The organism is Streptomyces sp. 12E, from assembly GCF_055633275.1.
Genome location: NZ_JBVNCJ010000003.1, coordinates 21,587 through 33,957, shown reverse-complemented (window position 1 = coordinate 33,957; position 12,371 = coordinate 21,587). Strand labels below are relative to the sequence as shown.

The following is a 12,371-nucleotide window of genomic DNA, read 5'->3' as shown; positions in this document are numbered from 1 at the left end:
GCCTACTCCCCCGCCGTCCCGGTGCACACCGACCTGATCTCCTCCAGCAGCTCCGGGTAGTGCTCGCCGTACGTGTGCACCGCGTGCGACACCGCGTCCAGTGCCGCCTTGAGCGGGGCGGGTCCGGCTGCGGCGTGCACGGCGGGAAGGGCGAAGTGCGGCTGTGAGATCCGGCGAGGGCTGCGCGGGGCGACGGCGGGGCGCACCACCACGGCGGAGCCGTGTTCCGCGCTCGCGGCCGGTGTCGCGCTCCGGTCGGCGGACGTCGTCGGTACGAGCTTGCCGAGCAGCCGGCCGAGGCCCGGCCGCCTCGGCAGGTCATCGTCCGACTCATCGGCCGGGACCCACTCCCACCCGGCTGTCACCTCCGCCGAACGGGGCGGCGGCTGGTAGGGCGGCCGCTCCGGAGGCACCGCCTCGAGCACCGACCGCTCCGGTACGCGCGGGTCGGAGCGCAGGGCCTCCCACAGCCGGTCCCGGTCGTCGAACGGCGGCGGCAGCGGACGTTCCTGTGCCAGCGCGGTGAGCGCGTCGACGACCCACGGCACGTCGGTCAGGCCCGCCCTCTCGCAGGCCCGCCGGGCGGCCAGCAACGCCACCGCACGCTGGACGTCGGGGCCGGCGGCATCCAGGGCGTGCACCAGGTCGCTGTCGAAGCGGAGCAGAGCGCGGACGTTGCTCCCGCGGGCACCGCGCAGCCCCTCGCTCGGCAGCCGTCCGCCCCACACCCACCTCTCGTGGTGCAGTCGCCGCTCCTCCGCGGCCCGTTCCTCCGCCTGGCGGGCCAGGCGTTCGGTCTCGGCGCGCTGCTCGGGTGTGGGCGGCGGCGGAAGGGCGCGCGCGTGGCCGTGCCAGTACGCGGCCTGCTGTGAGGTCTGGCGGATCACGCGGTCCGGGGAGGGCGGCGCGGGCCAGAACTGCAGCAGGTAGCTGTCCGTCCGCGGCTTCCCGTCCCCCCTGGTGTCGAGTTCCCGTCCCTCGTCCACCCCCCGGGCGCAGTACCGCACCCGGTAGTCGGTCCGGGCGAGGTCCAGGTCCCACGCGGCCTCGCCCGCCCACTGCACCAGGCTGGTGCGCTCCGACGACGGGCGGAAGGACACCTCCACCACGTCCTCCCAGACGGGGTCCAGCGCAGGGGCTTCGTCGTGGACCTCCACGTCGAAGCCGACGTTGCCCGTGTGCAGTCCGGTGCGCAGCCAGAGCGCGCCCGGGACGGCGGCCCCGCACAGTCCCCCGCTCTGGCCCGCGAACGCCTCGGAGAGGCTCGGGGTGGCGTTGTCCGGATCGCTCTCGACGTAGATCTGACCGTAGTGAACGTGCACCTCGCCCGTGACCGGCCTGCGCACGGTGTGCCCCCTTCGTCGCCGACGGCCCCGGGGTCCTCCGTCGGACGGGCCGTCACTTCTCCCGCATCATGCAACAGGCCACCGACAACAGGGTCGGCGGCAACGGCGTCCGGCTCCCCCGCAGGTGCGGGCCTCCGGCACGGGGAACGGTCGAGGGCGTCCACGGGACGACGTGGTCCGAGGCGTTCGTCGGTGGCACCGGAGGGAGGGGTGGCCGGGCAGGTGCTGTCGGATCAGGGGGACCCGAGCTCCTCGACGCCGCCCCGCCGCCGTCCGGCCGGTTGTCGTCCCGGTCGACGACCGCTGCCGGACGGCAGGATTCCCTGACGTCACGGGAGCCGGAACGGCCCCGCTCCCTGCCGCGGGGGAAGGTGAGCGGGGCCGACGGGCGGTTCTGCTAGCGGGCTGCCAGCTCGGCCAGCAGGGCCTGGTACTCGTCCGGGTGCTGCTCCCGCAGGATGTCCAGCCACACCCGGGCCCCCTGGACGAACGTCCCGGACTCCATCTTCTGGTGGAGATGGTGCACGCAGTAGAAGGCGTCGTCGTACGGGAGCCGCTTCGGCTGCTTGGGCTGCTCCGGTTCCGCGTTCGCCGCCTTGGGTCCCCCGGTGCCGGTGCGCGGTTCCGGGATGGACTCCGCGGCGGGCTCCGGGACGGACTCGGGGGCCTGCTCACGCCGGTCGGACGGCGTGGCCGCGGCGGGCCGGAGCGCAGGAGGCGGCGGAGCGGCCGGTCCGGCGGGCGCCTCCGGGAGTATCACGCCGTGATAATCGGCGGGGCCCGACGAGCGCTCGACGACTTCCCGCGGCCGGACCTCCGCCTTCCTGCGGGCCGACTCCGCCCGTTCGTCCGCCTTGGCCCTCTGTTCCTCGGGGGACAGCTTGCCGAGGTTGCGGACGTGCTCCACCTTCCGCGCCCCGGTCACCAGGTCCTTCTGGAGCTCGGGAGTGAGCTTCAGCAGGGACAGCTTGCTGGAGATGGTGTTCTGCGGGATGCCCAGCCGCTTGGCCGCCTTGGTCTGGGAGCCGTAGTAGTCGACCAGGCCCTTGAGGGCGTGGGCCTCCTCGAGGTCCGTCATGTCGTCGCGGTGGTAGTTCGCGACGAACGCGGCCTCCAGGAGCGCCTCGTCGGTGGCCACCCGCCCGTTGTCGACGCGGACCGGGATGGTGGCCATCCCGACACGGCGAGCGGCCTCGAGGCGGCGGTGGCCGTCGACGACGATGTACTGTGCCCCGGCGTCGAGCTCGTCGGCACGCTCCGGCCGGTTGCGCAGGTAGGCCTCGACCGTGGCCACGGCGATGGGGATGATGATGCCGACCTCGCGGACGCTCTGCACCGTCTCGTCGAGGTTGCGCAGGTGGTTGCGCGGGTTGTCGGGGTTGTCGCTGATGAGGGTGACCGGCAGCTCGGTGAGGGCCGCCGCGGTCGACTCCTCGCCGGCGATGGTCTTGTCGATGAGGCTGCGCCGGGAGGACCGGGCGCCGCGGGCCGCGCCGAACGCGGGTGCCGATCCCAGGGTGTCCGCCTTGCTCAACGGGTCGCTCCCCTCGCTACCTGTCGCATGGCTTCCGCCTGGTCGCTGTGGGGCGCGTAGGACAGCAGCGGCATCCGCTTGCGGACCGCTTCGCGCTGTTCCTTCAGGTCGCCGATGACGGCGAGGACCTTCGGGTCGCCGAGCGACTTCCAGTTCTCCAGGGACGAGGTGGCGACGTAACCGCGGCGGGAGTCGTACAGGTTGACGACCAGGCCGAGGTAGTCGATCTCGAGGGAGAGGTCCTCGCAGAGGTCCTCGATCTGCTGGGCGAGCATGCCGTAGGCGGTGGCGGAGGAGTCCTCGGCGAGCACGGGGATGACGACCCCGGAGACGCCGGCGGCTTCGCCGCGCCGCCGGCGCCCGTAGTAGAGGGCGGCGTCCATGGCGATGCCGAGGCTGGGCGGGCAGTCGATGATGATGACGTCGTAGTCGGCTTCCAGGGGACGCAGGGCCAGCTCGAGGGCCGCTTCCTTCTGGAAGCCGCGCTTCTGCGTCGCCACGACGGCGATCTTCGCGTCGAGGAGGAACCCGTCGAAGCAGGCGGGCAGGACGTGCAGGCGCTTCTCGAACCGCGGGTCCTCTATCTCCACGACGAGGTCGCGCAGGTCTCCACTGCCTTCGCCGCACATGTGGGAGACCAGGCTGTCGTGGTTGGGCTCGATCTGGGGGACCCCGAGCTGTTCGCTGAGGTGCCCCTGCGGGTCGAAGTCGACGACGAGGACGCGCTTGCCCGCTTCGGCGTAGGCCTCGCCGATGCCGGCGGAGATGGCGGTCTTGCCCACCCCGCCCTTCTGGTTGCCGACGATCTTCCGTTCGGGATCGGTGCCGCGGGCGCCGTGCCGGGGGGAGGGGTTCGCGTCGAGCCAGTCACGGATCGACTGGGCGAGGCCCTGGGTGTAGGAGACGCCGCGGTCGGCGCAGGTCTCCTTGAACTGCTCGTACAGACCCGGCGGAAGCCACGTGGAGAACGACTTCGCACCGGCGGTGTCCACTTCGGCGCCACCGCTCGTGCTGCCGCGCCAGTCGGTGATGGCCGCCTCGACGGCGTCCTGGATGTCCAGGCTGAGCTCGGCGGCGCGGACCTTGAGTGCTTGCTGGAGCGCCGAGGGCAGCTTGGACGCTACCTTTTCCCGGTCTCCGTCGGGGTAAGGGGAAGCCATGACGTCAGCATACTGACTCCCGCAGGGGTAATGACACCCGCTTTGCAGGCTCTGACGCTGTTTCACCCGATGGGCTCCCCCGCCGGATTATCACGCCGTGATAATCACCGTCCGGCGCGACCGCGCCCATGGGAACGAACTCCGGCGTGCCTCAGGGGTGAACCGGTCCTCATCGAGGCCCTGCGGGACCGGGCCGCCTCCTGGCGCGTGCCGTTCGCACACAGCGACGTCGGCCGTCCCGAGGACGACTCGTCGCTGCGGTCCGCCTCCTCCTCGGCGCCCGTGAACGGCCCCTGATGCTCGGCGAGTAGGCGGTGCACCTCCCGCGTCCGCCACGACCACCGCCGACGCTCCACGCCGGGGTCGCGATCCGGCCTTGTGGCGGACGGGAAAACACGTTGGCCGACCGCTGCCGAGCTGCGACGATGCCCCTCTTTCCCCAGCGGAGGGCATGTGTTCGTCTTCATGTGTGCGGGGTGCGGCGCCGAGCTGACCGTCCCGCTGTCCCGGGTCGCCCTGCCGGCCCACGCCCACCAGAAGTACGGGAACGGCATCCAGCTGCCCGTGCTCATGGAGCCGGGCACATTCGCCGTGGAGCCGGAGCCCTGGGGGCCGCCCTGGCGGACGTGGGAGGAGATCGGTCCCGACGAGGCTGTGGCCCGCGGCGTCCACGCGCCGGTCCACGCGCTGTCCGACGGCGCGCCCGGAGCGATCGTCATCGCTCCCGGAGACACCCGTGGCACCCGGCTGATCCCGGAGAGGGCCGGGGGTTACTGCTGTGGCCTCGACGGAGCCGACGGTCCCAACATGGCCTGCGAGGCGTGCGGCCTGCCCGTGGCGAGCCGGATCGACGACTGCTCGCTCTGGCAGGCCGTGTGGCTCGCCCCGGACGCCGTGCACCGCCGCCCCGTCTCCGATGTCGTACCGCTTTCCTGGGCGGAGTTGACGGCGGAGGGGAAGGGCACGCCTCCGTTCGAGCCGATCACCGCATGGGCCGGGCCGCGACTGGGGACGCACCACTGGTGGTCGTGGAGTCCGCGGTGGGAGGCGGCAGCCGGCCGGGCGCTCGCCCACCTGCTGGCGGCCTCGGGGGGCCGACCGGTGGCCGTCCCGGACGGCCTGGCCGAGGAGGTGTTCCAACGCTCCCTCGACGCCCTGCTGCCGGCAGGCCCGACGGCGCGGCGCGCCGTCCTGGCCGGGCCGGGACTTCCCGCCCCCGGCGCGGACGCGGACATCCTCCTCGTGCCGGTCCATCCGCAGACGGAGGAGCTGTGGTCCCCGGCCGGATCCACCTCGGCATACCGGGTACCGCTGCCGTTCGGGGTGTGGCTGTGGCTGGTCTCCCCCGAACCGCACCTGTCCGCCCCCGCGTCGGGCGTCATGCCCGACGGCGTCCTCCGCGACGATCCGCCCGCGCCTCGCCCCTGTCACCTGTTCCGGGCCGACTCGGGAGTGTTCCGGCACACTCTGGTCCGGCTGCCCGCCGTCCGCAGCCCGTGGTTGAGCGAGATCCTCGAGAACCTCATGTCACACCTGCGAGCGGGCCTCTTCTGAGCAGCCGGGTGGAGGCCGGCCTCCGGTCGCCGGACTCTCCGGGACCGTGCCACCTGGAGCAGACGGCGCCGGACAGCGGGGGCTCCGGCCGTGGTGGACCTCTGCCGCCGCTCTCATGGACGGGAGCACAGAGGTGATGCCGCGGGGTGCCGCGGGGTCAGTGATTATCACGCCGTGATAATCGCCGGTCCGCCTCGTCCGGAGGCGCTCCTCATGAGCGTGGTTCCTCGCGTGGTGCGGCCTGGCGGGCGTAGGACGCGAGGCGATCGGCGAGCGCGGTGACGAGGTCGCGCAGTTCGTCGGGGCGCTCGATGACGAACGGCCGGTCGAGTGAGGCGAGTACGGGAGGCAGCCAGTCGAGCCGCTCCGCCCGCAGCTCGACGCGCAGCCAGCGCTCGCTCGCCCGGCCCCGGTCTGCCGCGGACTCGTGCTCCTCCAGGCTCGCGATGCCGGCAGGCAGGCGGGCGCGGATCTGCTCGACCGTCCCGTGGATCCGCAAGGCCACCTCGTGCCGGTACTCGGCCGTGGCGAACGCCGACAGCACGCGCTGTGCCGGACCGGGGCCCTCGGGCGCTTCGAACGAGCCGGGCAGGGCCCGCGCGTCCGCGATGCGATCGAGCCGGAAGGTGCGGTCCTCGCCGATCCGGGCGTCCTCGCCCGTGACGTACCACCGGCCCGCGTGCGCGACGATCCCGTACGCGTGCAGCGTGCGCTCGCTGGGCCGTCCGTCTCGGTCGGTGTAGCGGATCGAGACCGGTCGGCGGTGGTGCACCGCATCGGCGAGGGTGAGCAGGACCCCGGCGTCCGGGGTGTCGAACTCTCCGGGCTGCTCCGTGAAGGCGAGGGATTCCAGGAGTGTGTCGAGCCGACGGGCGATGTGCCGGGGCAGCACCCGCCGGATCTTCGCCGATGCGGTCTCGTTGGCCGTGCGCTGCGCCGTCGTCAGCCCTGCCCGGCGGCCGGCGACCAGGCCGAGCAGCACGGCCAGCGCCTCGTCGTCGCTGAGCATGAGCGGAGGCAGACGGTACCCGGGAGCGAGCCGGTATCCGCCGTAGCGGCCGCGCACCGATTCCACGGGCACGTCCAGGTCGATCAGCTGGTTCACGTACCGCCGCACGGTGCGCCCTTCGACGCCGAGCCGGTCGGCCAGTTCGGCCACCGTCCGGGTGCCGCCCGACTGCAGCAGCTCCAGGAGTGTCAGCACGCGGGCGGTGGGTCGGGGCATGGGGCACAACCTAACGCGATTACAGGACCGATTCTGTCCACTATTACTCCTAGTCTGCGCGGTGTACGCCTCCAGCACGGCCAAGGAGATCCCATGGAGTTCGTCTCTGTCCGCATCATCACCAGCGACCTCGCGCGCCTGGTCGAGTTCTACGAGCGCGCTACCGGGGCGCGGGCGACGTGGGCCACCGAGGAGTTCGCCGAACTCAGGACCGCGGGCGCCACCCTCGCGATCGCCGGCACCGGCACCGTCCCGCTGTTCGCCCCCGGCTCCGCCCGCCCGGCGGACAACCACAGCGTGATCCTCGAGTTCCTCGTCGACGACGTGGACCGCGTCCACCGGAACCTGACCGGTTTCGTCACCGACTTCGTCAACGGGCCCACCACGATGCCCTGGGGCAACCGTTCGCTGCTGTTCCGTGACCCCGACGGCAACCTCGTCAACTTCTTCACCCCCGTCACCCCGGCGGCCATCGAGAAGTACGCACGCTGACGCCACGCACCACCGCGTTCAGGAGCACCGGCGGCAGGGGGACGGCGGAGCGCGCCGCTGCCCTCGAAGGACGCCTCCGTCGGCGGCCGCCTTCTGCTGCCCTCATGGGCAGGATCACCGGGGCGATGTCACGGGCCGGATTATCACGCCGTGATAATCGCCGACGCTGCCTCATCGAGGTGCCGTCTCCCGGGCGGTGCGGCCTGACTCCGCTGCCCACGTCCCCTCGCCCCCCGGGTGACCGAGGGGACGTGGGCGGGCGGATTCGATCGGTGCTCGCCCTTCGGGTCGGACGGTCCGGCCCGAGGCCCCGGGGGAGTCGAGCCGGCGGAGGAGACGCGCTCCCTGGCGGGCCATGATGTCCGGGTCGCGAAGGGCGTCGGTCAGGAGTGACATGCCCTGACAGGCGGAGACGAGGGTGACGGCAAGGCCGTCCGGGTCGGGCGGGCCCAGGGCGGAACTGCCGCCCGGTCCAGTCCAGCAGGTGCCGGATCACTGCTCCGGGCGGGCCGAATTATCACGGCGTGATAAGTACCGGCGCCGGTCGTCCGGCTCGGAGGCGGACGCGGGCGTCGAGGTCTTCCGTGGCACCGATGCGCAGGGGAAGGTAAGCTCCCTTCCGAAACCTAGACACAGTGAGGCCCCCGCTTCGGCGGGGGCCTCACTGGTGTGCCGGTCGTGTCAGGGACGGGACGGCCTCCGCCGTGACCGGTCACGGGCCGTCGAGAGGCTCAGTACCTCCGCGGTCCCCTCGGAAGCGGCGGCCTTGGCCGGCTTCGGGCGGCCGGACGAACTCCCGCGGCCCAGGCGCTTCTCCTTCTTCTCCTGCTCGGCCCGGGCGACGGAGGCCTCGTAACGCTCCTGGTAGTCGTCGACGTCGAGACGGTCCGCGGGGTCGAGCGTCCCGATGGCCTCCAGGTGCTCGGTGACGCTGCGCGCGCCACTGATCATCGGGTTGAGGAAGTAGATGCCTTTGGCCTGGCGGAACACCAGCTTGGCGAGGATCAGGGCCTGCAGGCCCCGCCCCACCATGGAGCGGTGCACGTCCAGGGCTTCGGCCAGTTCCTCCTCCGTGACCAGGCAACGCCCTCCCGGCTCCTGGGTCCCCAGGAGCCGGAAGAGCACGCGGTAGGCGATCCCCGGCATCGCGGGCATGTAGGCGAAGCCGTTGAAGGTGCCGTATGTCAGCTCCGGCGGCTCCGGGTTCGCAGACGCTGCAGTCCTCATCCTCACGCCTCCGGCTTCTTCTCCGTACGCTTGCGCTTGCGGGTCCTCGACGATGGTCTGGGTAGTTTCGCACCGGGGAGGGCCATGCCTCTGAACTCCTCCGGAACGTGGGGGTCGAGCACCAGCTCGTTGAGCAGGCTCAGCTGCTCCACCTGGACCTTGACGCTCTTGGCCGCCGACCCCCGAACGGGCTTCTCGATCAGCCGGTAGCCTCCGCGGAGGGTCACCGCGGGCTGGAGCTGGATCGCCCCCCTCTTCGGCGAGTAGGCCAGCCCCAGCCTCTTCAGCTTGGCCTGGGCCCGTGACACCTGGGCGGGATTCATGTCCAGCTCGGCGGCGATCTCGGCCTGCTTGAGCTCGACCGCTCCTCCCACTTCCTGGCTTCCCATCATGTAGAGCAGCACGCACAGGGTCACGTTGTCGTCCCTGAAGTACCTGGCGGCCCAGCGCAGGAACTCCAGACTGTCCTGGGAGAAGTACTTGCCGATGAAGTCGCCTGCGGTGACCGGGGGCTTCACCTCCGCCGTGTGTCCTACGGGCAACTCGACGAGGTTCTTCCGCGGACCGAGCGCATCCGTGTACGGACTGCTGGGACTCGGTGCACGGGGCGGGGACGAGCCGGGGACCCGGCGGGGGTTCCCCTGAGGCTGTGGGGGCATGTCGCTACGTGCTCCTCAAGATCGAAACCTAGACGCGGAGCACAGTAGTGATTGCGCATATAGATAGCAACGACGCGACCTATCTGCGCGTTGCGCGCGTCGAACATGACTTGGGAGACATGTTCGCGAGGGTTCCGAAGTCCGTCGCGAGATTGCGCACATAAGTCGCAATGAATACGGGGCAACTTGACTCCGGGCGCAAGTCCAGCAGGCCCAACTTGCGTCGAGAGTCATGTTCTGAGGCCTCGCCACCCTATCTGACCTGCGGAAACGTAATCCTCTCTCTTCTCTATAAGTGCGGGTCCGTGTCTTCCTGCGCTTCCCGGGCCGCTCCCGAAGGCCGTCCGTTCGACGTCCTCGTCGACGGCTCCGCAGGTGGGGGACCCCGGCCTCAAGGGGCTTCGCCCCCTCCCTGCAGTCGCCTCGATCCGGTCCCGGAGCACCCCCCGCCCCGAGGAAACCCGCACCACCGAAAGTCAGCCACGACGGTGGACGCACCCGAACGATCAGGCGCGCGTATGTCTCCAGCAACCCCGTTCCGGTCCCAGCCACGCCTCCCTCTTCTCGAGGACCCCGACGGACGGGTTCGCCTCACACGGTGAGCCGGCACGTCTCCAGGGTGGAGAGCCGACACGGGTGCGGTCGCGGCGCGGGACAGGGCGTTCGGCCGAGGTGAACCGGGTCGGTCCCGTCGTCATCCGGGCGAACGCCCTTCGCACGCCGATGGCCCGTACGGCTTCCTTCACCTCAGGGAGCTTCCTGCCGGGACGAGGTGGCCGGGCAGGTCGGCGCCTCTTCGGCGTTCCGGGGCAGGGACATGTGCGGCTCTTCGTCCGGGCAGCGGTCCTCGGGCTCGAGGCGGACCCCGTTCTCCTACCTGGGGTGCATACGCTGCACCCGCGGTTCCACACGGTGGATCCTTCCGCAGCCTGAGGATCACTCCCGCTCCCGGCCATAGGCTCGATCACATCGGGAAAGCGCCCGGCCGACCACCGGTTCCTCCGGACTCTCCCGCACCTCGACACTCCACTCGCACCCAGGGGGAACACCCATGTCCCAGCGCGTTCTCGTCCCGTCCCTCGTCGGCGCCCTCGCCCTCGGCGCCGTAGCCGCCGGCGGCTACGCCATGGCCTCCACCGCCACGGGGCCGACCGTGGAGAACGGCTCCGCCCGCTATGTCGCCCCGTCCCAGCGGAACGCGGGCATGCTCTCCCACACCGCCGACGTGAGCGACGACTCCGGTGTCCGCGAGGTCAGGGTCATCGCCTGGCCGGCGGGCTCCGCGCTCGACCCGACCGAGCCGGAGATGCGGTACGTGGACAAGGCCGAGTGCCGCAGCACCTCGAAGGAGACCTCCCGCTGCACCTACACCCTGAAGGTGACCCGTCAGGACGCTGCTGACCTGGCGGAAGGCACCTGGCACGTGTCCGTACTGGCGACGGCGAAGGACGGCGACACCACCTTCGTACCCCGCGCCGCCACGTTCGACGTCACCCGCTGACCCGTCACCGGCCCTCGGCGCCGGACCGGCCCGGTCCGGTCCGGCGCCGTCCCCGTCACCACCCCGAGCCCCGCACCCCGCCGCGGCGCCGCACCCTGCTGCGGCCGCTCATGGCCGAGAACCTCGTCGTCCCGCCCCCGCGTACGGTGGTTCCCCAGCGGCAGACCCTCACCTCCCCCGTCCGGGGAGCACGGCATCCGAGGAACGGCCCGGTCCCGTCCACGCACTTCGAGGAGCACGCACACCGATGGAGACGACCGCGAACGTGCTGACCGGCCTGGTGGCCGCGCTGCACGTCTACTTCCTGGTCCTGGAGATGTTCCTGTGGGAGAGGAAGCCGGGCCGCGCTCTCTCCGGCTTCGACGCGTCCCTGGCCAGGGCCACCGCGCCGCTGGCAGCCAACCAGGGCCTCTACAACGGTTTCCTGGCGGCGGGGCTGGTCTGGGGAACGACCGCCGGGGACCCGACCGGGTCCCGGGTCCAGGTCTTCTTCCTCGTCTGCGTGGTCGTCGCCGGCGTGTACGGCGGTCTCACCGCCAACCGGCGCATCCTCCTGGCGCAGGCACTGCCCGGAGCACTGGCGCTCGTCGCGGTCCTGCAGGCCCGGTGACGGTCGCCGGAGAACTCGATCGCGGTGAAGTCCGCCCCGGGCGCCGACCGTCGGCCTGCCGTCCGCGTCCGTTGCGGCCCGGCATCGGCGGCACGACGCGAAGGGAACCCCGGCGCCGGCGGAGATCCGCCGTGCGGCCGGGTGCGGAACTGTTCCTAGGGCCGGCCCCGCCCGCGCGCCGGACACCGACCACGACGGCCGGGCGGTGACGCGGACCCGGGCTGACGGATGAACCGGTCCGGACACGACGACGTCCCCCGGCCGGTGACCGGCCGGGGGACGGGTGACGTCCGCGGGGCTACAGGTCGAGGACGGCGCGGACGGCGCGGCCGACGCGCTCCAGGTCCTCATCGGAGACGTATCCGAGGAGCTTGCCCTCCTCGAAGCGCCGAGGCCGGAACGCCGCGATGTCGGGGGCCATGACGACCCCGCGCACCGGATGCTCGATCGGGACCGTGACCAGGGTGTCGCGCGCGTCCTCGGCCTCCTGGATCACGGCGCAGATGATGCCGCCCGGGTGCAGCCGGATCACGGCGTTGTTCTCGATGACCAGGACGGTCCGCTCCCGGCCCACGGTGGGCACACGCCACACCGCCCCCCGCTGGATCTCGGTCACGCGGCGGCCTCGACGTCCGCCTCGACGGCCTCGAGCACGTCGTCGACGGCGTCCGCGGCGCGCAGCCGGGCGTACTCCAGCATCCCGTCGTGGATCATCTTCTCCTCGAGGGCCTGCTCCACGTACGCGGAGAAGTTGTCGCCGCCGGCGGCCTTCGCACGCTGCTCCAGATCGGGTGACAGCGTGATGCTGACCTTCTTCCGGGCGGGCGTCTTCGGTGCAGTCATGCCAACCATCCTACCGTTCGGATGACATGGGTATAAGGTGTGATCGCTACTACGGACAGTAGTGGTACATATACAAGGATACGCAGAAGGGGCATCGACCACGCCCGGTCGATGCCCCTGAATCCCCACCTACCCATTACCAAAGAGGCGGGGGACTGCTGGGCACCGAGCATACAGGCTGTCCGGCGCGGACACGGTTCTCCGCGCCGACCCGGTGGAC

The 12,371-nt window shown here is 71.5% G+C and carries 12 protein-coding genes and 1 pseudogene; 4 read left to right on the top strand and 9 right to left on the bottom strand.

The window, feature by feature from the left end:
- Positions 1-2 precede the first annotated feature (2 nt).
- From ACZ8ZB_RS34720 to ACZ8ZB_RS34710, 3 genes are all read right to left on the bottom strand, one after another.
- Positions 3-1,346 carry a hypothetical protein gene (locus ACZ8ZB_RS34720; protein ID WP_470741776.1) on the bottom strand — a complete coding sequence of 448 codons (1,344 nt, stop codon included), beginning with the start codon at positions 1,344-1,346 and terminating at the stop codon, positions 3-5.
- A gap of 397 nt (positions 1,347-1,743) precedes the next feature.
- The gene (locus tag ACZ8ZB_RS34715; protein WP_470741775.1) at positions 1,744-2,880 is read right to left on the bottom strand and encodes a ParB/RepB/Spo0J family partition protein; all 1,137 of its coding nucleotides are present in this window, start codon (positions 2,878-2,880) and stop codon (positions 1,744-1,746) included.
- Positions 2,877-4,040, bottom strand: a complete 1,164-nt coding sequence (locus ACZ8ZB_RS34710; RefSeq protein ID WP_470741774.1) for a ParA family protein — start codon at positions 4,038-4,040, stop codon at positions 2,877-2,879. The genes ACZ8ZB_RS34715 and ACZ8ZB_RS34710 overlap by 4 nt, the downstream gene beginning before the upstream one ends.
- 453 nt (positions 4,041-4,493) lie before the next feature.
- Here ACZ8ZB_RS34710 and ACZ8ZB_RS34705 point away from each other — a divergent pair, with 453 nt between their 5' ends.
- Positions 4,494-5,594, top strand: coding sequence for a hypothetical protein (locus ACZ8ZB_RS34705; RefSeq protein ID WP_470741773.1), 1,101 nt, complete (start codon positions 4,494-4,496; stop codon positions 5,592-5,594).
- Between the two features lie 211 nt (positions 5,595-5,805).
- Here ACZ8ZB_RS34705 and ACZ8ZB_RS34700 read toward each other — a convergent pair whose 3' ends face one another.
- Entirely contained in the window at positions 5,806-6,819 is a 1,014-nt protein-coding gene (locus ACZ8ZB_RS34700) for a helix-turn-helix transcriptional regulator (RefSeq protein WP_470741772.1), read from the bottom strand.
- Positions 6,820-6,912: 93 nt separating this feature from the next.
- On the opposite strand from ACZ8ZB_RS34700, the gene ACZ8ZB_RS34695 reads away from it, so the two are divergent.
- The gene (locus ACZ8ZB_RS34695; protein WP_470741771.1) at positions 6,913-7,311 is read left to right on the top strand and encodes a VOC family protein; all 399 of its coding nucleotides are present in this window, start codon (positions 6,913-6,915) and stop codon (positions 7,309-7,311) included.
- A 306-nt stretch (positions 7,312-7,617) separates the two neighbouring features.
- Here ACZ8ZB_RS34695 and ACZ8ZB_RS34690 read toward each other — a convergent pair.
- The 3 genes and pseudogenes from ACZ8ZB_RS34690 to ACZ8ZB_RS34680 form a co-directional block, all read right to left on the bottom strand.
- A pseudogene (locus ACZ8ZB_RS34690) lies at positions 7,618-7,813 on the bottom strand (TetR/AcrR family transcriptional regulator); the annotation flags it as partial.
- Positions 7,814-7,992: 179 nt separating this feature from the next.
- Positions 7,993-8,538: a hypothetical protein gene (locus tag ACZ8ZB_RS34685; RefSeq protein ID WP_470741770.1), complete on the bottom strand. Its 546-nt coding sequence runs from the start codon at positions 8,536-8,538 to the stop codon at positions 7,993-7,995.
- Positions 8,539-8,540: 2 nt separating this feature from the next.
- A complete protein-coding gene (locus ACZ8ZB_RS34680; protein WP_470741769.1) occupies positions 8,541-9,080 on the bottom strand; it encodes a hypothetical protein in 540 nt (179 codons plus the stop codon).
- A gap of 1,168 nt (positions 9,081-10,248) precedes the next feature.
- Here ACZ8ZB_RS34680 and ACZ8ZB_RS34675 point away from each other — a divergent pair.
- A complete protein-coding gene (locus tag ACZ8ZB_RS34675) occupies positions 10,249-10,698 on the top strand; it encodes a DUF5707 domain-containing protein (RefSeq protein WP_470741768.1) in 450 nt (149 codons plus the stop codon).
- 247 nt (positions 10,699-10,945) lie between these two features.
- Positions 10,946-11,308, top strand: coding sequence for a DUF1304 domain-containing protein (locus ACZ8ZB_RS34670; RefSeq protein WP_470741767.1), 363 nt, complete (start codon positions 10,946-10,948; stop codon positions 11,306-11,308).
- Positions 11,309-11,606: 298 nt separating this feature from the next.
- Here ACZ8ZB_RS34670 and ACZ8ZB_RS34665 read toward each other — a convergent pair whose 3' ends face one another.
- Entirely contained in the window at positions 11,607-11,924 is a 318-nt protein-coding gene (locus ACZ8ZB_RS34665) for a type II toxin-antitoxin system PemK/MazF family toxin (RefSeq protein WP_470741766.1), read from the bottom strand.
- Complete coding sequence (locus ACZ8ZB_RS34660) at positions 11,921-12,151, bottom strand: type II toxin-antitoxin system CcdA family antitoxin (protein ID WP_366482501.1); 231 nt, start codon at positions 12,149-12,151, stop codon at positions 11,921-11,923. The genes ACZ8ZB_RS34665 and ACZ8ZB_RS34660 overlap by 4 nt, the downstream gene beginning before the upstream one ends.
- Positions 12,152-12,371: the final 220 nt, after the last annotated feature.